This window comes from Gordonia sp. BP-119 (assembly GCF_016924115.1).
Taxonomy (GTDB): domain Bacteria; phylum Actinomycetota; class Actinomycetes; order Mycobacteriales; family Mycobacteriaceae; genus Gordonia; species Gordonia hongkongensis.
In genome coordinates, this window is sequence record NZ_JAFFZF010000020.1 from 13,214 (window position 1) to 35,632 (window position 22,419).

At 69.2% G+C, this 22,419-nt stretch carries 12 protein-coding genes; 5 read left to right on the forward strand and 7 right to left on the reverse strand.

Annotation, left to right across the window (positions count from 1 at the left end; all coding sequences use genetic code 11):
* The first annotated feature begins 364 nt into the window (after positions 1-364).
* Positions 365-1,039 (forward strand): LuxR C-terminal-related transcriptional regulator, encoded by a 675-nt coding sequence (locus JW364_RS12975; RefSeq protein WP_065631886.1) that lies wholly within the window; start codon positions 365-367, stop codon positions 1,037-1,039.
* Positions 1,040-1,174: 135 nt separating this feature from the next.
* Positions 1,175-1,525, forward strand: a complete 351-nt coding sequence (locus JW364_RS12980; protein WP_374100826.1) for a response regulator transcription factor — start codon at positions 1,175-1,177, stop codon at positions 1,523-1,525.
* 25 nt (positions 1,526-1,550) lie between these two features.
* On the opposite strand, the gene JW364_RS12985 is transcribed toward JW364_RS12980, so the two are convergent.
* The 7 genes from JW364_RS12985 to JW364_RS13015 form a co-directional block, all read right to left on the reverse strand.
* Positions 1,551-2,600, reverse strand: a complete 1,050-nt coding sequence (locus tag JW364_RS12985) for an alpha/beta hydrolase (RefSeq protein ID WP_374100827.1) — start codon at positions 2,598-2,600, stop codon at positions 1,551-1,553.
* A 144-nt stretch (positions 2,601-2,744) separates the two neighbouring features.
* Entirely contained in the window at positions 2,745-3,689 is a 945-nt protein-coding gene (locus JW364_RS12990) for an anti-sigma factor (protein WP_159371340.1), read from the reverse strand.
* 7 nt (positions 3,690-3,696) lie between these two features.
* Positions 3,697-4,305, reverse strand: coding sequence for an ECF RNA polymerase sigma factor SigK (gene sigK / locus JW364_RS12995; RefSeq protein WP_205333233.1), 609 nt, complete (start codon positions 4,303-4,305; stop codon positions 3,697-3,699).
* A gap of 91 nt (positions 4,306-4,396) precedes the next feature.
* Entirely contained in the window at positions 4,397-5,179 is a 783-nt protein-coding gene (locus JW364_RS13000; RefSeq protein ID WP_058252001.1) for an ABC transporter permease, read from the reverse strand.
* Positions 5,169-6,428: an ATP-binding cassette domain-containing protein gene (locus JW364_RS13005; RefSeq protein WP_205333232.1), complete on the reverse strand. Its 1,260-nt coding sequence runs from the start codon at positions 6,426-6,428 to the stop codon at positions 5,169-5,171. The genes JW364_RS13000 and JW364_RS13005 overlap by 11 nt, the downstream gene beginning before the upstream one ends.
* Complete coding sequence (locus JW364_RS13010) at positions 6,406-6,663, reverse strand: MbtH family protein (RefSeq protein WP_240199055.1); 258 nt, start codon at positions 6,661-6,663, stop codon at positions 6,406-6,408. Before JW364_RS13010 ends, JW364_RS13005 begins: the two co-directional genes overlap by 23 nt.
* Complete coding sequence (locus JW364_RS13015) at positions 6,660-20,543, reverse strand: non-ribosomal peptide synthetase (protein ID WP_205333231.1); 13,884 nt, start codon at positions 20,541-20,543, stop codon at positions 6,660-6,662. The genes JW364_RS13010 and JW364_RS13015 overlap by 4 nt, the downstream gene beginning before the upstream one ends.
* Before the next feature lie 604 nt (positions 20,544-21,147).
* Here JW364_RS13015 and rplN point away from each other — a divergent pair.
* Genes rplN through rplE form a run of 3 tightly spaced genes read left to right on the forward strand, consistent with a single transcriptional unit; the run spans position 21,148 to position 22,418 of the window.
* Positions 21,148-21,516, forward strand: a complete 369-nt coding sequence (rplN, locus tag JW364_RS13020) for a 50S ribosomal protein L14 (protein ID WP_004019493.1) — start codon at positions 21,148-21,150, stop codon at positions 21,514-21,516.
* A 1-nt stretch (position 21,517) separates the two neighbouring features.
* Positions 21,518-21,835 carry a 50S ribosomal protein L24 gene (gene rplX, locus JW364_RS13025; RefSeq protein ID WP_005197643.1) on the forward strand — a complete coding sequence of 106 codons (318 nt, stop codon included), beginning with the start codon at positions 21,518-21,520 and terminating at the stop codon, positions 21,833-21,835.
* A gap of 1 nt (position 21,836) precedes the next feature.
* Positions 21,837-22,418: a 50S ribosomal protein L5 gene (rplE, locus tag JW364_RS13030; protein ID WP_055475154.1), complete on the forward strand. Its 582-nt coding sequence runs from the start codon at positions 21,837-21,839 to the stop codon at positions 22,416-22,418.
* Position 22,419: the final 1 nt, after the last annotated feature.

Here is a 22,419-nt window from a genome sequence, read left to right on the forward strand (position 1 = left end):
GGGTCGGGTCTGGTCCGGGGGGGGGGGGGCTGGTCGGTTTGTCGCCGGCTGGCGCCGGCACGATCACCCTTTTTAGAACATGTTCTAGTCTTGCATGCCTTCGCTCCCGGCGGGACCCATCCGGGTGGTGTCCCCAAGAATGTGGACACGCCAGCGGTCAGATCGGGACCAGTTGATGCAGTTTCGCGCTCCGACGGGTGATATGTCCGACTCGGCACGTAGCTTTGGTCGAGGTTTCAGTAACGTGAAGCTGAGTAAAGGCTGAGAGTCTCGCATGTGCCTCGTGGGGGTGTTGGTGAACGACGAGCAGACGACCTTGATCGACGAGGATTCGTCGGAGGGTCATGCAGCGATCCGGGTTGGAATGGTCGACGACCATCGGTCCCCGATCTGGGGAATCGAACGAGTGTTGGACCCGGTTTCGGACATCTCGTTGGTCTGCTCGGCGACGACGGTTGCCGGCGTGCTCAGTGTCATGCAGCTCGACGTGGTCCTGCTGGACCTCCGTCTCGACGACGGAACCACGCCTCGCGAGAACGTCAACGCATTGTCGGCGGCCGGAGTGGCCACCGTCGTGTACACCTCTGGAGAGCATCCGGCGCTGTTGAGATCGGCGGCGCGCGCCGGAGCGCTCGGCGTGGTGCTCAAGTCGGCGGACGAGTCGGTCATCATCGACGCCATCCGGGCGGCCGCCGACGGCCGGGCGGTCCTCACCACAGAATGGGCTGCCGCCATAGACGGCGACCCCGAACTGGCGACTGTCGACCTGTCGCCTCAGTTGCAGAAAGTGTTGGCGCTGTACGCGTCCGGCGAGACGTCGGCCCGAGTCGGGGCTGCTCTCGGGGTCTCCGCGGAGACGGTCAACGAGTACCTCAAGCGAATTCGCCAGAAATATGCGGACGCCGGGCGGCCGACGCGCACCAAGGTGGATCTCTTCAAGCGTGCCGTCGAAGACGGATGGCTCCCGGTGCCGCAGCGGTACCGGCACGAGGGACGGTCAACACCTGACGGGGCCTGGGGGCGAACGAAACATGGCTGACGGCATGGCAGCGGGAGTCGAGTCCCCATTTCTGGGTCTACCGACAGTTACTACGCCGTCTTAACGTTGGAACAGATTGATTTGGGGCGTCGGGGACACACGAGATAGCGCCGGTCTGAACAGGGGATGGGAACAATGACGGTCACTTCAGATATCTTCCGAGCCAGGACGGCGGCCGCACCGCGGCACGGAGTCGTGCCACGGCAACGTTCCAAGCCGGTTGATTACCTGGTTCCCGTCGAGCGCTCAGCGGCAGTGACACGTCCGAGTCTGTCGGACCGGGAGGTCGAGGTTCTGCTCGCCTGGCTAGCCGCCGAGTCCAAAGAAGATGCCGCCGCACGACTCTTCATCTCGGCGTCCACGGTGAGCACGCACCTTGCGCGCATCCGGGCGAAGTACACCGCGGTCGGGCGAAGTGCGCCGACGAAAACCCACCTTTTCGCGCGAGCACTCCAGGACGGTTACACCGGTCTCGACCAGTGGTGAGGCCCGGCCCTCGAATAGTGAGCGCTCAGCGCAGGTCGCGTTCGATACGCGGCCAGGTCTGGTACAGGTCGTCCTGCCAATAACCCCATGAGTGGGTACCGGTCGGGCGGAAGTTCACCTGAACCGGGACGTCGAGCGCACGCATACGCTCGACCATCTGCCGGGTGCAGATGTCGATGGCGACCTCGATCCCGCCGCCCACGATCGCCTGGTTCGCCAGCGTGAAACCGTCGCCCGCGATACTCGGGTCGGTCAGCTGCTCGTGGACACCCGGTGCTCCCGTCCCGGTCGTCATGTAGACCTTGCTGCCGCGCAGCTTCGCCGCGTTCAGGTAGGGATCGTTGGCTCGCCAGCCGGGACCGTCGAGCGGGCCCCACATGTTGGTCATGTCCGCTTGACCGCGGTCCTCGACGACCAATCGGATGTACTGCTGGCCGGCCGGGTCGCTGGTCCGAGCGCACCCGCTGAAGGCGGCGACGGATCGGTACAACCCGGGGGCGGCGATGGCGAGATTGAGCACCGAGGTCCCCGCCATCGAGATCCCCGCGATCGCGTTGACGCCGGTGGTGTCGAACTCGTCGTCGATCAGGGGCGGCAGTTCCTTTGTGAGGAAGGTCTGCCATTTGTTGCGGCCGAGAGCGGGATCGTCGCGCTGCCAGTCGGTGTAGTACGAGTAGGCGCCACCGATCGGGGTGACGACATAAGCGTGCCGGTCGGCGAAGTACCGCTTGTAGGTGGTCCGTGCGTCCCAGGTCGCGGAGTCCTCCCCGCCACCGGCGCCGTTGAGCAGGTACAGGGTGGGCGCCGGCCGGGTCCGATCCCGCGGCGTGAGCACCGTGATCGGGACCGTGCGGTTCATCGAGGCGGAGTGGACGAGCAGCGTCACCTGCTGCGGGTCATCGGTGTAGGAGTCGACGATGCGGGAACCGTCGGGGGACGACGGCGCGGCGATCGCCGGGGCCCCGGGAGCGGTCGCGAGGCCCGCGATGACCGCAGCCACCGACAGCAACCCGGCGAGGACTCTCCACCCGCCGGGATGTCGCTGCCGCTGTTCCCGACGACCGATTCCGTTCACATCGCACCCACTCGTTCTCGAGATCCCGTCGGATCGGACGCGCCGACATGCCGACCCCACAGTCTATGGATCGCCCGCACCCAGAAGAACGATACGAGCGGAGATCGCCAGGGCTGTCACCCGAAGGATCGAATTCTCGCCGGCCTAGAGGGCGACCTGGGCGAGGATCGGCGTCGTCGGCTGCGGCGAACCGCCGGCCGGTTCGATGGTGACCGCGAGCACGCTCGACCCGCGCACGTCGTCCACCACCACCGGGGCGGTGTCGTCTCCGGGGATCAGTCCGGCCGGCACCGGCTGCGGTGCGCCGCCCACCAGCCACAACTGATAGGTGCTGTCGGCCGGGATGGGCGTGCGCAGGTCCCGCAGGAGCGCGACCGCCTGGTCGGCCGATTCGGACGTCACCACCGCGATGGTGCCCCGGTCGTCGGCCAATGGCTCGACGCTCACGGACGCGTCCGCGGCGGTGAGTACCCCGAGCACCTCACGCTGGGAGTCGCTGAGCGCCGTCGACGAGGTGGACGACTCGGGGGCGGTGGTGCGACCGATGAGCACGCCTGCCCCGAGCGCCACGGCCACGGTCACCGCCGCGGCCGCCAGGATCGCCGTTGCGCGTGCCGGGCGCCGCGCGGTCCCACCCGATCGATGCTGTCCGTGGCGCGAGTCGCGGGGCCGCAATTCGACCGGCGGCGGTGGCGGCGCGAGGTCGCTCTCGCCGGATCGGCCCGTTCCCGCGGGTGCGACCGGCGGGACGGGATCGACCGCGGCGGCCGGGTTCTGCGGACCCGGCTCGATGCCTGAGGGTACGTAGGCCTCCGGGGTCAGCGCCGCACCCTCGAAGACGTGCTGCAGCACCCGGTCCCGGAGTTCGGGCGGTGCGTCGAGCGCATAGGTCGTCGCGAAACCCGCCATGGCCGCCTGGATGTCGGCGATCTGGGCGTCGTGTTCCGCCCGCTCGTGCGGTGGAAGTGCGGCGAGTTCTGACTCGACGCGTCTGGTCTCGTCGGGGGTCAGCGCGCCGACGGCGAACAATTCGACGTGGTCGTCGAGCCAGGTGGCCCCGCGGTCCCCGGTCGTATCGGATGTGGTCATTGTGGGATCAGGCGTCCTCGTGCGTCCTCAGGCAGGTTCTCAACCGACGCAGGCCATCTCGAATCCGAGATTTGATGGTGGGCAAAGGGGTATCGGTGTGCCGGGCGACCTCGGGATAGGTCAGGCCCCCGAAATACGACATCTCGATGCAGCTCCGTTGCAGTTCCGTGAGCGTGCCGAGACATGTTCGTAGCGTACGCGCCTCGTCGGTCTGCACAACGACCTCGAGCGGTATGTTCCGCGGTGTCTCCACCGAGACCGCGCCATACTGCGACATGCGCTGTTGCTGCAGCTCCTCGGATCGGACGCGGTCGACGGCCCGCCGGTGGGCGATGGTCATCATCCATGTGATGACCGAACCGCGCCCGGGCTGGTACTCGCCGGCCTTCTGCCAGTACTGCAGGTACGCCTCCTGGACGATCTCCTCCGCGTACTGACGGTCCCGCACGACGCGGAACGCGAGTCCGTAGATCCGTGAACTCGTGCGGTCGTACAGCGCGGAGAACGCGGTCCGGTCGCCTGTCGCGGCTGCGGCCAGCAACTCCCGCAGCATCTGTGCTTCGCCCCCGCGTCCGTGGTGCGCGTCGGTGGCCGCGCTGCCATCGTCCGGTGTCACGGTTCCACGGTAACGAAGACGTAGGGATTTCTCGGGTGATCGTCGATCCCGGGGCTACCGATCGCGAATTCATGGATCACTGACCTGCAGATCACCGGTTGGCGGCGCGGCGGTACAGGATGAGCGAGGCGGGTATGCACACCGCCAGTATGACCAGTGCCGATCCCACCGAGTATCCGACCGCGTGGTCGGCGACCCATCCGGTGGCCTCGGGGAAGGTCGGCGGTGCCTCGTTGCCGAAGAGCTGCCGGGACGCGGTCGCCACTGCCGTCACCGGATTCCACTCGGCGATCGCACGCAGCGGACCCGGCAGGCTCTGGGCGGAGATGAACGCGCTCGACAGGAACGTGACCGGGAACATCCACAAGAACCCGATGCTCTGCGCGGCTTCGACATTCGGCGCTGCGAGACCGGTCACCGCACCCACCCACGCCATGGCGAGCGCGAACAGTCCGATGATGCCGAAGGCGAGGGCGGCGTCTCCGGCACTGCCCTGGACCCGCCAGCCGATGGCGAGCCCGCACGCGACCATCACCGCGAGGCCGACGACGCCCAGGAGCATGTCCGAGGTGACACGGCCGCTGATGACGCCCAACCGGGACATCGGTAGCGACCGCAGCCGGTCGACGATGCCGTCGGAGGTGTCGTTGGCCAGACCGACTGTGGTGAAGGCCGCGTTGAAGACGACGGTCTGCGTGAAGATGCCGGCCATCAGGAATTCCCGGTAGGAACCCCCGCCGAAGGTCGCGCCGAAGACGTACGCGAACAGGAAGACGAACATCAGCGGCTGGATGGTGGCACTGATGAGCAGGGTGGGAATTCGCTTGACGGTGAGCAGGTTCCGCTCGACCAGCACTGCGGTGTCAGTGAGCATGGAGTCGATCCGTTCGGGTCGTCGGGGCGTGGGAGAGATCGGGATCGGCGTCGGCCACCGTCGGGATGACGGTGGTCTCGGCATCGGCCGTGGCCGATGTCTCGCCGCCGTGGTCACTGCCGCCATCGTTGTCCGGCGTGTCCCGCTCCGTGAGGGCCAGGAACACATCGTCGAGGGTCGGCGTCGCGACGGTGGCGTCGACGACGACGATTCCGACGGCGTCGAGCGCCCGGACGGCGGCGACCGCGCTGCGGCTCCCGTCGCTGACCGGCAGGGACCACCGTGAGTTGTCGGTGTGTGCCGGGTCGGGGCGATCCGACTCGTCGAGTCGTTCGGGCATGCCGAGTCCGACCTCGGCGAGGGTCGTGGCGACCAGCTCGTCGTGAGCGGTCCCGTCCGAACGCACCTCGATGGTGAGGATCGACGCACCGGTGGAGGCCTTGAGGTCGGCGGCACTGCCCTGGGCCCGGATCGTCCCGTGGTCGATGACGGTGATCTCGTCGGCCAGGGCGTCGGCCTCTTCCAGGTACTGCGTCGTGAGCAGGACCGTCGCGCCGTTCGCGACCTGTTCGGTGATGACCTCCCACATCTGGCGTCGCCCACGGGGATCCAGCCCGGTCGTCGGTTCGTCGAGGATGACCAGGGACGGTCGGTTGATCAGGGCGCCGGCGAGATCGAGCCGCCGGCGCATGCCGCCGGAGTAGGTACGCATCGGGCGGTCGGCGGCGTCCTGCAGGGCGAGGTCGGCGATCAGTTCGCGCGCCCGTGCCGAGGCCACGCCCCGGGAGAGTCCGTACAGCTGACCGACCATCCGCAGGTTCTCGAAGCCGGTCAGGTTCCCGTCGACGGCGGCGTACTGCCCGGACACGCCGATGATCTTGCGGGCTGCGCCGGGATCGGCGAGCGCGTCGACACCGTCGACCACGACGCTGCCCTCGTCGGGCTTCATCAGCGTCGCCACCGCGCGGACGGTGGTGGTCTTGCCGGCTCCGTTGGGGCCGAGCAGCGCGTGCACGGTGCCGGCGGGCACGGTCAGGTCCAGGCCGTTGAGGGCATGGACGCGGCGACCCCGGCCGAACAGCCCGGTGCGGAACGTCTTTCGCAGGCCGCGCAGCTCGAGGGCGTTGCGGGCGGGGGAGACGCCATCGGTGGACGTCTCGCCGGGAGTCGTGACCGGACCGGACGGCGACGCCGTGGTCCCCGGAGTGGTTTCGGCCGACGTGGTGTCAGCCATACTGTGCCGCCCCATGTGTGACCTCCCTTTCACTGTTCTGCGAACGTTCCATCGCGCGGACCAGGCTGGCGGGCCGCATGTCTCGCCAGTTCTCCTCGACGTACTCGAGGCACTCGTCGTGACCCGACGGACCGAACACGACGGTCCAACCGTCGGGGACGGGGGCGAAGTCCGGCCACAAGGAATGCTGGTTCTCGTGATTGACGAGGACGCGGAAGGTCCCCGCGGTGTCGTCGAACGGGTTCGTCATGATTCCTCCTCCTGTGCTGCGATTCCCGGTGTGCCCGGGTCTGATTCGATCGGGCCTGATTCGATTGCGGTCAGCCACTCGGAGACGTTCTCCGGCAGCAACATGCGTGCGTGGGTGCTGGTCGCCTGGACCTCGACGACGCGACCGGTGACCTTGCTGCGCCAGTCGGCGACCGCCGGCGGGCCGTCGTGCGCGTCCACGGTCGCGGTGACGAAGGTGAGGTCGCCGTCGAAGACCCGGGGTCGCCAGTTCCGGGCGAGTGGGGACGCGTGGCGGAACACCTCGTGCACGGTCGTGAGCGTCTCCTCGGACAAGCCGCCGAGCGCGCCGCCCGCCGCGGAGATGACGCGGAACGCGTCCGCGACCGAGGGCTCGGTGCCCTCCTCGCCACCGTCGGGGACGTCGAGTCCGAACTCGCGCATGAGTTCTGCGATCGACGCCTCGGTGTCGAGGTCGGGCCGTTCGGCGACGACGTAACTGTCGAGCACGACGAGTTGCTCGACGGTCTCGCCGGCCTCCTGGAGTTGCACGGCCATCTCGTGGGCGATCAACCCGCCCAGCGACCACCCGAGCAGGTGGTACGGCCCCTCCGGTGACACCGTGCGCAGCTTTGCCACGTACACCTGGGCGAGGTCGGCGATCGTCTGCGGGCACGGATCACCGGCGAACGCCGGGTGCTGTAGGCCGTAGACCGCGCGGTCGGCAGGCAGGTGGGGCAGCAGGGAGGTGAAGCTCCAGGACAGTCCGATCGCCGGGTGGACCACGAAGAGCGGTGCGGGAGCATCGCTTCCGGCGTCGCTGCTGGTGCGGCGCAACGGCAGGAGGGTGTCGAGACCGGAGGCCGACGGTCCGGTGTCCCCGTCGGAGTGCGCCCCTCCGTCGAGCAGCTCGGCGAGTTCGGCGGGACTCGGGGCCCCGAACAGCGACTGCGCCGCCAGGTGCTGTCCGGTGAGCTCGCTCAGCTTGCCGGTCACGGCGGTGGCCATCAGGGAGTTGCCACCCAGGTCGAAGAATCCGTCGTCGGCACCGATGGCATCGAGGTCGACCTCGAGCACCTCCGCGAAGACGCGGGCGATGGTCGTCTCGGTCCCGGGGGCCGGCGCTCGGCCCGAGGCGGAGACGGCCGGGGTCGGCAGCGCCGCGCGGTCGAGTTTGCCGGTGGGGGTCAGCGGAATGTTCTCGAGCACGGAGACGGACACCGGCACCATGTGCCGCGGCAGCCGTCGTCCCACCCGGCGCCGCAGGTCGGCGGGATCGGGTTCGTGCCCGCGCGTCGCTGTCACGTAGCTGCGCAGGATCGCCTGGGCCCCGGTGCCGTCCACGAGTGTCACGGCGAAGTCGACGTCGGGTTCGGCGGCGAGCGCGTCGTCGATCTCACCCAGTTCGATGCGGAATCCGCGGACCTGCACCTGGGAATCGCTGCGGCCGACGTAGAGGAGCTGCCCGTCGCCGGTCCAGCGGACCAGGTCGCCGGTGCGGTACATCCGTTGGCCGGCGAACCTGGGCCCGGTGACCATCGGAGCCGGGACGAACCGGACCGCGGTGAGGCCGGGCCGACGGTGATAGCCGCGCGTGAGCTGCACGCCGGTCAGGTACAGGTCGCCGGTGACGCCGGGCGGCACCGGATGCAGCCGATCGTCGAGGACGAGCGCGCCGACGCCGTTGTTCGGCGTGCCGATCGTCAGCGGCGTGTTCGGGGTCAGCGACCGGCTGCCGGTCGTGATGATCGTCGTCTCGGTGGGTCCGTAGACGTTGATCATCGTGCGACCGGGCGACCAGCGCCGTACGAGGTCGGTTCCGTAGGCCTCGCCACCGACCGCGAGTGCGCGCAGTGACGGCACGGCGGCGGGGTCCATGCTGGCGACCGCGGCGGGGGTGATGAACGCATGCGTCGCCTGGCGCGCCCTGATCACGTCGCTGAGCGCAGTGCCGCCGTAGACGTGGGGTTCGACGATGGTCAGTGCCGACGAACCGGCCAGCGCGAGCAGCATCTCCAGCACGGAGGCGTCGAAACTCGGTGAGGCGAAGTGCAACACGCGGGACGTGGGTCCGGGGGTCATCCGTTCCGCGAGTTCGTCGTGCACCGCGCGCAACCCGCTGTGCGGGACCAGGACGCCCTTGGGCTTACCGGTCGATCCCGACGTATAGATGATGTAGGCCAACTGATCCGGGCGGATCGTCGACGCCCGCTCGGCGTCGGTGATCGGCGCCGGCGAGGAGTGCTTCATGCGGGTCCGGGTCGACGCGGCGTCCAGGACGAGGGTCGGTACCTCGCTCCCGGCCGAGCTCTCCGCGATGCGTTCCCACGACGACGAGGTCGTCACGACCAGCTGCGCGCCGCTGTCGTCGAGCATGTGCGCGATGCGGTCGGCGGGATACTCGGGGTCGATGGGAACGTATGCGGCGCCTGCCTTCACGATCGCCCAGATCGCCACCAGGGAGTCGATGGAACGGCTGATCGCCATCGCGACCACCGGTTCGCGGGACGACCGGACGTCGGGACCCTCGGTCCCCGGCTCGTCGTCCGAGCGCGAGTAGGCCCCCACCCCGCGGCCCAGGAGGACCCGGGCCAGCCGGTTCGAGCGGGCGTCGAGTTCGGCGTAGGTGAGCGTCTCGGGGCCCTCGCCGTCCGCGGTGGGCTGCCCGATCGCGGCGAGCCCGTCGGGGTGCCGCCGCACCGCATCGGCGATCAGCACGTCCAGCGTCGTCGGTGCGTTGCCGCGCGGTCCGAGAGCGGGGGTGCGCTCGGCCACCTCGAGGGGGTCGGTGATGCGGATGTCGCCGATCGCGCGTCCGGGGTCGCCGAGCATGCCGCGCAACACGCGCATGAGCCGCGTTCCCAGCATCTGGGCGTCGTCGTGGCCGTATCGCGCCGCGTCGTAGGTGATCTGGACGGCGGCGTCGGTGTCGGAGTCGGTCGCGCCCAGGCCGGTGACGGTGAATTGCAGGTCGAACTTGGCGGCGAGGGACTCGAATTCGGCCACCTCGGCCATCAGGTCGTCGTCCATCGGAACGGCGGTCCCGGCGAGGGAATCAGCACCGCCCACCGGGGTCGGCGCGCCACCGGCGAAGTCGTGCACCGACAACGCCACCTGGAAGAGCGGGTGTCGACCGTGCGCGCGTTCGGGATTGAGCGCGGTCACGATGTCGTCGAAGGGCACCCCGCGGTGATCGAGGGCGTCGATGTCGGTGTCGCGGGTCCGGCGGACCAGTGCGGCGACGGTCTCCGCGCTGCGCAGGTGGCTGCGCAGCGGCACCATGTTGACGAACATGCCGACCACGCCGCTGTAGTCACGGTCGACGCCGGTCATCCCGGTGCGGTTGTCGACCGGACTGCCGATGACCAGGTCATCGCCGACGCCCAGACGGTGCAGCAGGATCGCCAGTGCGGTGTGCAGGACGGAGAACGGCGTCGTCGACTGTTCACGGGCGAAGGCGGTGAGGCCCGCCCGGGTGTGTGCCGGGAGCGGCAGACTCACCGACCGGGCACCCGAACCACGTCTGCCGCCGCCGACCGGTTCCACCGTGCTCTCGGCGGGAGCACCTGCCAGGTGATCGGTCCAGAATCCCAGCTCGTCGGTCGCCGCGGGCGCCGTCGCACTCTCGACGGCGTGGTCGCGATAGTCGAGAGCGGCCGCATCCCAGGTCTCGGCGCGGCCGGCGCGTCGTTCTCGGTAGGCCTGCGCCAGGTCGCCGACGAGGGTCGGCAACGACGCGCCGTCGGCGGCGATGTGATGCACGACGAGCAAGAGGATGTGCGTCGCGGTCTCGCCACGCGCACCGGGGTCGGCGACGACCGTGGCACGCAAGGGCGCCTCGGTGGTCGGGTCGATGGGCGTCGACGCGAGGCGCGCGATCTCGCTCATCAGCGCGTCGGGGTCCGCGGGGACGACGGGGGTCAGCGAGCCGACGACGGCCGCGGGATCGTCGAGCACCCGGCCCGTCGGTGTCCCGTCGACCGCCTCGAAGACCGTCCGCAGGCTGGTGTGCCGGGCGACGACATCGGTGAGTGCACCGCGGAGGGCCGCGAGATCGATGTCCCCGGTCAGTCGCAGGACGAAGGGCATCAGGTACTCGGTCGACCCGGGGTCGGCCGCCGCCAGCGACCACAGGCGGCGCTGGACCGGCGCGAGCGGGAATGTCTCCCGTCGGACCGGGCGACCCGACGACTCGTCGGACTCCGCGGTCGGTACCCAGTCGGCCGGCAGGCTGATCAGGTCCGCGAGGGCTTCGGCGGTCGGGTGGTCGAAGACGTCCCGGACGCGGAGGCGACCGTCGGCCGACACCCGGTTGATCCGACTGACCAGGGTGGTCGCCTGCAGCGAGGTGCCACCCAGCAGGAAGAAGTCGTCGGTGGCTCCGATCTCCTCGCGGGCGAGGCCGAGCACGTCGGCGACGATGCCGACCAGTGCGGTCTCGGCATCACCGCGCGGTGCGCGACCGACGGACGACATGCTGCTCGCCGACGGCTCCGGCAGTGCCCGATGGTCGAGCTTGCCGTTGCCGGTCAGCGGGATCTCGTCCAGCACGACGATCGCGGACGGGACCATGTGGCGCGGCAGGCGGCCGCGGACCGACTCCAACACCTTTGCGCTGTCCAATGTTTCCGGGGCGTCTGCAGTGCCGGCCGCCCCGCCCGACCGCGTCACGTAACCGACCAGGGTGGCCGATGCGCTCTCGCCGCGGACGACGGTGGTGGCGAAGTCGATTCCGTCCACGGCCGCCAGTGCCGCACTCACCTCGTCGAGTTCGATGCGGAAACCGCGGACCTTCACCTGGTTGTCACTGCGACCGTGGTAGGTCAGCGCGCCGTCGGCGTCGCGGTGCACGATGTCACCGGTGCGGTACATGACGGCGCCGTTTCCGTCGGGGGAGGCCACGAACCGGCCGGCGGTCAGACTGCGGCGCCCCAGGTAGCCCCGTGCCACTCCCGGCCCGCTGAGGTAGAGCTCGCCGGGGACGTGGTCGGGCAGCGGGCGCAACCGGTGGTCGAGGACGAGTGCGGTGCACTCGTGGACCGGCGTGCCGATGGTGATCGGCTCACCCGGGCGCAGCGGCGCCGACATCGTCGCGACGATGGTCGTCTCGGTCGGCCCGTAAGAGTTGATGTAGCGACGGCCGGTTCCCCAGCGCGCCACCAGTTCCGGGGTGCTGGCCTCGCCGCCCACACCGAGGGTCCGCAGGTGCGGGAGCGGATGGGGTGCCGCGGCGGCGAGCGCCGACGGCGTGATGAACGCGTGGGTCACCTTGCGCTCGTCGAGGAACTCGACGAGTTCGTCGCCACCGTAGATCGTCGTCGGTGCCACCACCATCGTCGCGCCGGACTCGACCGCGAGGAGGAACTCCAGCATCGATGCGTCGAACGAGGGGGAGGCGAACAGCAGGGTGCGATCGCCGGGGCCGACCTCGTACCGCTCCCGCTGGGTCTGGGCGAACGCGGCCAGGCCGCGATGGGAAACGCTGACGCCCTTCGGTTTTCCGGTGGAGCCGGAGGTGTAGACGATGTAGGCGATCGAATCCGGGTGCCGGGCCGGGGGCCGGAAGCCCGCGCGCTCTCCGGTGCGCAGATCCTCCGGGGTCAGCCACCAGATGTCGTGCGGCACATCGCGACGGTGGTCGGCGCTGCTGATGCCGAGGATGGCGCCCGAATCGGCGATCATGTGGGCGATCCGCTCGGCCGGGTAACGCATGTCGACCGGCAATGCGGCCGCGCCCGCCTTCGTCACGGCCCATGTGGCGACCACCGATTCCAGGCTGCGATCGACGGCGATCGCGACCACGTCCTCGGTGCCGACCCCGAGATCGCGCAGGGTGAGTGCCCAGCGCGCGGAGATCCGATCGATCTCGGCGTAGGTCAGCGTGCGGTCTCCGTCCTCGACCGCCACGCGATCGGAATGGTCGATGACGGTGTCGGCGAGAATGTCGGCGAGATGCCGCGGCTCGATCGAGCGGTGGTCGCGCACAGCTGGATCGGCGGAGTCCGCGAGATCGGCGGTCCCGGCGGTGTCCACGAGATCGGCCGTCCCGGCCAGGTCGTCGAGAGGTGTCGACGGATCCGCGGCGACCGCGCGTGCGAGATCGACGAACATCCGGGCCAGTTCGCTGACGCGCTCGCGCGTGTGGACATCGGTCGCATAAGTGAACCGCGCGCGCCCATTGCGGATTCGCAGTTCGAGGTCGAACCGGGCGGCCGCGGTCTCGATCTCCTCGGCGACGACCTGCAGGCCGGGCAGATCAACCCTGGTGTGGTCCGGTTCGAGGGTGTCAGAGACCCCGGCGTCGAACGCCAGCGCGATCTGGAATATCGGATGCCGGTCCGTGCGAGGCGGATTGAGCATCGAGACGATCTGCTCGAACGGCATGTCGGCGCCCGCCAGCGCGTCCAGGTCGCGGCTGCGGACGGAGTCGAGCAGGGCCGCGAACCCCTGGCTCCCGTCGACCGGGGTCCGGAGGACGACCGAGTTCACGAACATGCCGACGATGTCGGCGAGCCGGGGATCGGCGCGTCCGGCGACGGGGGTGCCGATCACGATGTCCGACGCCGAACCGGCGACATGAACCTCCGGGTCGGCGTTCAGCCGATGCAGCAGCGCGGCGAACACCGCATGCACGCACATGAATTCGGTCGCCCGGCCGCCGCCCAGTGCGGACAGGCGGCTGCGCAGTTCGGCGTCGAAGTCGACCTCGACCACGCCCGCGGTGCGGGCGGACCCGCTCGGCGCGTCGGGCACGAGGACCGGACCGACATCGATCCCGTCCAGGTCCTGTCGCCACCGGTCGGCCAGATCGGTCCGGGTCTCGAGGTGATCGGCCTGCCAGCGCAGGTAGTCGCGATAGTCCAGGGCCGGCGGAGCGGCGGTGACCGCGGCTTCGGTACCGTTCTCGGCCGCCGTCCGCAGTTCGGCGTAGGCGGTGGTGATGTCGCGGTGCAGCGGCACCATCGACCAACCGTCGGCCGCGATGTGGTGGATGACGAGGGTCAGCTTGTGATGCGCGGTGTCACTGTCGATCCGGTGCAGCGCGACGCGCAGCGGTACGTCGACGGTCAGGTCGAACGGACGACGCGCCAGCGCCTGCGCCTGGGCCGGCCACTCCGCCGAAGTCGTCTCGACGACGGTGAGTTCGGTCTGCACCTCGTCGGTGGGACGTACGTCCAGGTCGGGGCGCCCGTCGTGCTCGGGATAGACGGTGCGCAGCATCTCGTGGCGGTCGACGGCGTATCGGAGCGCGCCGGACAGGGCGTCCACGTCGAGATCGCCACGCAGATCCAGCGCGAAGGCGATGGCGTAATCGGCTGTCGACGAACCGTTGTCGGAGTCGGCTCGACCCGGATCGGCCTCGGCACCGCCCGCGAGCTGGTTGAGGAACCAGAGCTGCTGCTGCGCGGGTCCCGGTCGCGCCGGGCTGTCCGGATCGTGCCGGAGGTCGGCGAGCGTCCGCGCCTCGACGAGGGCGGTGTCACCCTCGTCGGCGCCGCCGAGCCGGGCGATGCCGGCGACGGTCGAGTGGTCGAAGACCTCGCGGACGGGGATTCGTCGCCCGGTGAGACTCTCGAGTGCGCCGACGATCTGGGTCGCCAGCAACGAGTTGCCGCCGAGATCGAAGAAGTCATGATCGCGGCCGATGGTGCCCGGCTCCAGCTCAAGACGCTCGGCGATCAGATCGGCGACTGCCTGCTCCAGGGGGTTGCGCGGCGCGACGAACGCCACGTCGCCGTCCACCGATCCCGGCTCCGGCGCGGGCAGTGCCCGGAGGTCGACCTTGCCGATCGGGGTCGTGGGGATCTCGTCGAGCTCGATGATCGTCGACGGGATCATGTGCCGGGGCAGGCGCTGCGCCAATCGGTCTCGCACCGCGGCGGCCTGCCCGTGGGCGCCCGCGGTCACGGTCACGTAGGACACGAGATGGGCGCGGTCGCCCTCGCCGTGCGTGGTGGTGACCGCCGCCCGCACCGACTCGTCGGCGACCAGGGCGGCGTCGATCTCACCGAGTTCGATGCGATGCCCGCGGATCTTGGTCTGATGGTCGGCCCGCCCGCGGAACTCGAGTTCGTGATCGGAGGTCCATCGGACGAGGTCGCCGGTTCGGTACATGCGCTCGCCGGGATCGCCGTAGGGGTTGGCGATGAAGCGTTTGGATGTCAGCGGTCGGACGCCGTGGTACCCGCGGGCGAGATGCTCACCGGCGATGTACAACTCGCCGATCGCGCCGGGGGCGACCGGGCGCAGGCGCTCGTCCAGGACCAGCGCGGAGATGCCGCGGATGGGCCGGCCGATGGTCAGCGTCGTGTAGTCGGGGCTGATCGGCGCCGACACCGCGGCCACCACGGTGGTCTCGGTGGGACCGTAGGCGTTGAACAGCTTCGGGCCGGTCGACCAGGTGCGGACCACCTCGGAGTTCGGGTGCTCGCCGCCGATGACGAGAACCTCGAGATCGGGGACGTCGTCCGGCGTCATGGTGGTCAGTACCGACGGGGTGAGGAAGGCATGCGTGATCCGCGCATCGCGCATCAGCTCGGCGAGCTCGGTGCCGCCGACGATGCCCGGCGGCACGATGTGCATGGTCGACCCGGCGGAGATCGCCATCAGGATCTCGAGTACCGACGCATCGAAACTCGGCGACGCCATGTGCATCGTCCGACTGGTGGGCGTGATCCCGTACTGCGTGACCTGTTGCGCGCCGAAGTCGGCGAGTCCGCGGTGGCTGACGACGACGCCCTTGGGCGTGCCGGTGGTCCCCGATGTGTAGATCAGGTAGGCGGGCTGGTCGACGTCGAGGACGCCTCGGCGCTCCGAGTCCGCGATGGGCTCCGTTGATTCGGCTTCGATCCATTCGCGGATCGCGGGGTCGTCGAGGACGACTGTGCTCAGAGCGGGCCCGGCGCCGGGATCGGACGACCGATCGGTGACGAGCAGTCGTGCGCCCGAGTCGGTCAGCATGTGTTCGATGCGGCCGGACGGATACGCGGGATCGACCGGGAGCCAGGCGGCTCCGGTGCGGGCGATCGCCCACATCGCGACAATCCACTCGACACTGCGCGGAAGTGCCACGGCCACATGGTTTTCAGGCCCGCCGCCACCGTCGATGAGCGCCCGCGCCAGCTGGTTCGACGCCGCGTCGAGTTCGCGGTAGGTCAGCGACCGGGTGCCGTCGGTGACCGCGACGCGGTGTGGCGAGGACTCCGCGGCCGCCGACAGCAGCCGGGTGAGGTGTTCGACCGGACGGCGGCCTTCGCCGACTGCCGGGACGAGATCGAGACGCTCGTGCAGGTCGAGCACCGGCAGGTCGCCGATCGGGGCGCTCGGGTCCGCGGTCGCCGCCTCCAGCATGCGGACCAGGCGCGAACCCAGTCCGGCCACCGTGTCCCGGTCGAAGAGAGCGGTGGCGTAACCGATCTCGAGGGTGAGGCCGGCGGGCTCGCCGGTCGCCCCGCGCACCTCGGTGAACGTGAACTGCAGATCGAAGGTGGTGCGACCGGTGTCCACGCGGGATGCGGTCGCCGAGAGCCCGGCGAAGTCGAGCCGGATGGCGGAACGGTCCTCCAGGGCCATCGACACCTGGAAGTACGGGTGGACATTGCCCGAACGGGCCGGGTTCAGTTCGGTCACCAGTCGGTCGAACGGCATGTCGGCGTTGTCGAACGCGTTCAGATCGGTGTCCCGGACATGTGCCACCAGGTCGGCGAACGGCAGGTCCTTGTCGACGACGGTGCGCAACGCCAGCGTGTTGACGAACATGCCCACGAGGTCGTCGAGGTCGGCGTCGCCGCGTCCGGACACCGGTGTGCCGATGATGACGTCCGAGGACTGCGCGAGGGAACGGAGCAGGAGCGCCACCGAGGCGTGGAGCACCATGAAGACCGTGGCGTCGGCCTCGGTCGCGATGGTCCGGATCGCGCCGTAGGTGTCGGGGTCGATGGTCGAGGTCACCGACGATCCGGACCGACCGGTCACCTCCGAATCCCGGCCTCGGGGACGGTCCAGGGGCAGCTCGGTCTCGCCCGGCGCCCCGTCGAGGGTGTCCCGCCAGAACTCGAGTTCGGCCGCGGCATGCGGACTCTCGTCGAGCCATGCGTGACGTGCGGCGCTGGTCTGCGAGTAGGAGACCGGCAGCTGCGACCATTCGGGCTCGATGCCGTCGCGGCGGGCGCGGTAGGCCGTGGCCAGGTCGCCGGCGAGGGGGGCCAGCGACCAGCCGTCGGCCGCGATGTGATGGACGACCATCGTGAGTCGATGATCGTCGTCGGCGGTACGGACGAGGCGCGCACGGACGGGGATCTCGGCGGCCAGATCGAAGGGGAGCGAGGCGAAGTCGCGGTCCGGGCACTGGGCGACGTCACCGGTCGCGAGGACCGGCAGGTCGACGTCGACCGCGTCCGGGTCGATCGCGGAGATGCATGCCACACCGTCGATCTCGGCGACGACGCTGCGCAGCGGCTCGTGTCGGCGGACGACGTCGACCAGGGCCGTCCGGAGTGCGTCGGTGTCGAGTGCGCCGACGAAGCGGACGGTGAACGGCATGTTGTAGGTCGCCGAGGACGCGGAGTCCAACCGTGTCGCGAGCCACAGCCGATGCTGGGCCGGGGACAGCGGCACGGCTCCGGAGACGGTCCGCCCGGCGGTGTCGTCGGAGGGGACCGAGGCGGAGCCGACGGCCGGCTCATCGGTGTCGACGCCCAGGTCGGAGAGGGCCGCTACTAGGCCGGCGAGGTCGTCGGCGTCGAACACCGTACGGATCCCGATCCGATGGCCGGTGGCGCGGGACAGCCGCGAGGCCATCCGTGTCGCCGACAGTGACGTCCCGCCGATCTCGAAGAAGTTGTCGCTCAGCGACACCGACGCCGGAGCCGTGGCGGGAGCCTCGTTCGCCACCTCGTCGGACATGCCGTCGCGCAGGTCGAGCACATCGGCGACGGTCGCCACGACGAAGCGCTCGAGCGCGGTACGCGCGGGGACGAACTCGCGGTGGGTCCGCAGGTCGGGCCGCGGCAGCGCACGGCGGTCGAGCTTGCCGTTGGCGGTGGTGGGCAGTGCGTCGAGGACCATGATCGCGGTGGGGATCATGTGATCCGGTAGCGCGGTTCGGAGTTCGGCCCGCAGGTCCTTGTCGGTGAGTCCGGTGCCGGTGACGTAACCGACGATCGTGGGCTCACCGGCGACCAGATCGTCCCGGATGACCACGCCGGCGGCGGTCACGCCGTCCAGCCGGCTGAGGGTCGACTCGATCTCGCCGAGTTCGACCCGCTGGCCGCGGATCTTGACCTGTGAGTCGGTGCGACCGAGGTATTCCAGCTCGCCGGCGGCGTTCTGACGGACGAGATCGCCGGTGCGGTAGAGCCGTTCGCCCGGCGCCGCGGGCGAGGCGACGAATCGCGATGCCGTCAGGTCCGCGCGCGACCGGTAGCCGCGGGCCAGCTGGACGCCGCCGAGATAGAGTTCGCCGATCGCGCCGGGCGGTTGCGGCCGCAGGCGGTGGTCGAGCACGTGGACACCGGTGTTCCACACCGGGGAGCCGATCGGGATCACCGGGACGTCGGCGCGGCAGTGGTCGTGGTGGGTGACGTCGATCGCGGCCTCGGTGGGGCCGTAGAGGTTGTGGATCGGAGCGGACGTCAGCATCGCGGCGGCACCGACCGTCGCGGGAGTCAGAGCCTCACCGCTGGTGAAGATGCGGCGCAGGCTCGTCAGCTCCGATGCATCGTCGGCGTCGAGTGCCGCGGTGAAGGCGGCGAGCATCGAGGGCACGAAATGCAGTGTCGTGACGCGGTGTTCGGCGATCACGTCACGCAGATACCAGGGGTCGCGATGACCGTCGGCAGTCGGTACGACCATTGCCGCGCCGGTGGTGAACGGCCAGAAGAACTCCCAGACTGACACGTCGAAGGTGGACGGGGTCTTCTGCAGCACCCGGTCGTCCGGTGCGAGCTCGTAGCGGGCCTGCATCCACGCGAGGCGGTTGACGATGGCGCGGTGGGTGATGACCACGCCCTTCGGCTTGCCGGTGGAACCGGAGGTGAACAGCACGTACGCGGCCGTGTCGGGGCCCGGGGGCGTTGTCGCCGCGGCGACCCCTTTGTCGGCACGCAGTTCGGCCAGCACCGTGTCGGTGATGACGAGGTCGGGGGCGGCCACCTCGAGGATGTGCCCGAGCCGGTCGGCCGGCTCGGCCGGGTCGATCGGCAGGAATGCGCCGCCGGCACGGATCACCGCGTGCAGCGCCAGGATCTGGTCCGTGCTGCGGGGCAGCTGAACGCCGACGACGCTCTCCGGACCGATCCCGCGCCGGGTGAGTGCCGCCGCGAGCTGCGTTGCCGCGTCGGTGAATTCGCGATGGGTGAGCGAACGCCCGTCCCGCGCGTCGGTGAGCGCGGTCTCGTCGGGGTGGGCCCGGGCCGCGTCGTCGAGCAGGTCGACGAGGGTGGTGGCGCCGTGGTCGACCCGTTCCCCGGTCATGCGCTCGGGCAGCGCTTCGCGTTCGGCGTCGGTCAGGAGGTGCAGGTCCGACATCCTCGTGTCGCCGGGCGCACCGACGAAGGCGGTCACGAAGTCGACGAGACGACGGTGGTGGGTGGTGATGTCGTCGTCCGGGTAGATGTTCGGATTCGCCTCGAGGTCCAGGGTCATCCCGCCGTCGAGGCTGTCGTACACGTTGACCGACAGGTCCTCGATCGGTCCGGTGGACAGGACGTGCAATTCGCCCTTGAGCGGGCCGAAGTCGATGTGCTGGAAGAACAGCATGACGTTGACGAGCGGGCCGAAGAAGCCACGCCGCGCCCCCGCTGCCCCGAGGATCTGGGAGGTGATGTCCTCGTGCCGGAACTTCTGGTGCCGGACGGCGGCCTTGATCTCCGCGTTGACCGATTTCAGCAGATCGGTCACGGTGGCGGAATCGTCGTGGAGCGCGATACGCAACGGGACGACGTTGGAGGTCAGACCCGCCGAGGTGCGCAGCACGTCGCGGTCGCGGGCCGCGACCGGCAGGCTCAGCATGGCCTCGTCGCGGTCGGTGTAGCGCGCGACGTAGGCGGCCACCGCAGCGGTGATGACCGACGCCGGCCGGACCCGGTGGCTGTGTCCGAGCTCGCGGATCCGGGCGACGAGGGTGTCGTCGAGGACCGCCGATCGGACGACCGACAACGGCGCGGCCGGAGCGGAAAGGCTGGTGAGAGTGGTCATCTCGGGCATATCGGCCAGATGGGACGCCCAGTGCTCGCGGTCCTCGGCGAACTTGGCGGAGGCACGGTACTCGCGGTCGAACTCGGCGATGTCGACCATCGACGCGGTGTCCGCGATCGGCGGCGGCGTTCCGTTCACGATCGCCGTGTAATGCGAGGCGACACGAAGCATCATGTACATCGCGGCATAGCCGTCGAAGCCGATGTGGTGACCGTGGCAATACCAGATCGAGTGTCCGGGACCCACTTTGAGCAGGTGTGTCTCGAGGATGTTGTCGGCGAAGACGTCTGAGCTGGCACTTCGCCGGCGGTCGATCCAGGCCAGTGCGGCCGCGCGCGGGTCCTCGGCGTCTGAGAAGTCCTGTCGACCCAGCACCACGTGCTGCGACCGGTCGAGAACCATCATCGGTTCGCCGTCGTCGGTCGGGATCAGCCGCAGCAGCGGGGCCTCGGTCTCACTCTCGGTGAGGGTGACAGCACGCTGCATGATGTCCGGATCGACGTCGACGAGTGGGTCGTCACCGCTCTCGCCCTGCGGACCCGATGTGTCGCCGCGGAATTCGACGAACGCGTCGATGGTCATCGGCACGTCCGGCTCGAGCTGCTGGGCGTAGAAGATGCCGCGCTGAGCGGCGGTCATCGGGATCGTCAGGTCGGTGTCGATGTCGGTAGCAACGGTGTTCCGGACCGCGTCGTCTGTGGTCACGCGTGCCTCCCCTGTGAGTGCGTGCCCGCACGGCAGCGTCGAACCCGGCTCGGACTGGGGGATTCGAACTCCGGTCATCGCTCACGGGGCTGGTGGCCCCGAGTCGAGGACTTGCCGTCAGGCCGCAGTTGTCGGACTGAACTGCGGAGCCCGGGGAGCATGGTGACCGTTCGGCTCACGATCGGCAGCCGAGAATTACCCCCGGCGCTGACACGCCCCCCGTGTTTCGCTCCCTTCCGGCTCGCACTGATTGCTCGCCGGACGGGCTTGTGTCTGGTCGATCTCGTCTCATGGGTGCTTCGCGTGGCGGTGCACCCCAGATGGGTCAGTGCGCGGAAAACTTTGCCGGCCCGGCGTCATCCGAAACCCCCGCTCGGTCGCCGGGACCATCGATTTGGCCGGGACCTGGGCATTCCCCTACACTTGTGGGGTTGCCTGCGGCGCCGCTGTGTCGCGAATCGGCTCACGAACCCACTGGGGCGGACGGCCCGGGTGTCACAACCTGGTCAAAACCCCAGGCAGGCGTGTGTTCGATGGCAACAGACCGTGTGCGTCGGGTCGGAAATCCGCCGTACATAAGAAGCCAGGTCAAGGAGACTAACGAGTGATTCAGCAGGAATCCCGCCTGCGAGTCGCCGACAACACCGGTGCCAAGGAGATCTTGTGCATCCGCGTGCTCGGCGGTTCCTCGCGGCGCTACGCCGGCATTGGCGACGTCATCGTCGCCACTGTCAAGGACGCCATCCCGGGCGGCAACGTCAAGAAGGGTGAGGTCGTCAAGGCCGTCATCGTGCGCACCACCAAGGAGCGCCGTCGTGCGGACGGAAGCTACATCCGCTTCGACGAGAACGCCGCCGTCATCCTCAAGGGTGAGAGCGACCCCCGCGGAACCCGCATCTTCGGCCCGGTCGGCCGTGAGCTGCGTGAGAAGAAGTTCATGAAGATCGTATCGCTGGCACCGGAGGTGATCTGACATGAAGGTCCACAAGGGTGACACCGTGATCGTCATCTCGGGCAAGGACAAGGGCGCCAAGGGCAAGGTCATCCAGGCCTTCCCGAAGACCCAGCGTGTCCTCGTCGAGGGCGTCAACCGAATCAAGAAGCACACCGCCGCGTCGGCCAACGAGCGCGGTGCCTCCTCCGGAGGCATCGTGACCCAGGAAGCCTCGATCCACGTCTCGAACGTGATGGTCGTGGACTCCGACGGCAACCCGACTCGCGTCGGCTACCGCGTCGACGAGGAAACGGGCAAGAAGGTCCGGATCTCGCGCAAGAGCGGGAAGGACATCTGACATGACCTCTACTGAACCCAAGATCCAGCCGCGCCTGAAGACTCGCTACCGCGAGGAGATCAAGGACACGCTGAACAAAGAGTTCGAATACCCCAACGTGATGCTGATCCCGGGCGTCGTGAAGGTCGTCGTGAACATGGGCGTCGGCGACGCCGCCCGTGACGCGAAGCTGATCAACGGCGCCGTCGAGGATCTGGCCAAGATCACCGGCCAGAAGCCGGAGATCCGTCGCGCTCGCAAGTCCATCGCACAGTTCAAGCTGCGCGAGGGCATGCCGATCGGTGCGCGCGTCACCCTCCGTGGCGACCGCATGTGGGAGTTCCTGGACCGTCTCGTGTCCATCGCCCTCCCGCGTATCCGCGACTTCCGCGGCCTGTCGGACCGTCAGTTCGACGGCAACGGCAACTACACGTTCGGCCTGAACGAGCAGTCGATGTTCCACGAGATCAACATCGACAACATCGACCGGCCCCGCGGTATGGACATCACCGTCGTGACGTCGGCCACCACGGACGACGAAGGCCGGGCGCTGCTGCGTGCCCTGGGCTTCCCGTTCAAGGACAACAACGTTAAGGACAACTGAC

Coding starts and splice junctions, on each gene's coding strand:
- JW364_RS12975 (WP_065631886.1), top strand. CDS start 365: ATGGTCGACGACCATCGGTCCCCGATCTGGGGAATCGAACGAGTGTTG.
- JW364_RS12980 (WP_374100826.1), top strand. CDS start 1,175: ATGACGGTCACTTCAGATATCTTCCGAGCCAGGACGGCGGCCGCACCG.
- JW364_RS12990 (WP_159371340.1), bottom strand. CDS start 3,689: ATGACCACATCCGATACGACCGGGGACCGCGGGGCCACCTGGCTCGAC.
- JW364_RS13000 (WP_058252001.1), bottom strand. CDS start 5,179: ATGCTCACTGACACCGCAGTGCTGGTCGAGCGGAACCTGCTCACCGTC.
- JW364_RS13005 (WP_205333232.1), bottom strand. CDS start 6,428: ATGGGGCGGCACAGTATGGCTGACACCACGTCGGCCGAAACCACTCCG.
- JW364_RS13010 (WP_240199055.1), bottom strand. CDS start 6,663: ATGACGAACCCGTTCGACGACACCGCGGGGACCTTCCGCGTCCTCGTC.
- rplX (WP_005197643.1), top strand. CDS start 21,518: ATGAAGGTCCACAAGGGTGACACCGTGATCGTCATCTCGGGCAAGGAC.
- rplE (WP_055475154.1), top strand. CDS start 21,837: ATGACCTCTACTGAACCCAAGATCCAGCCGCGCCTGAAGACTCGCTAC.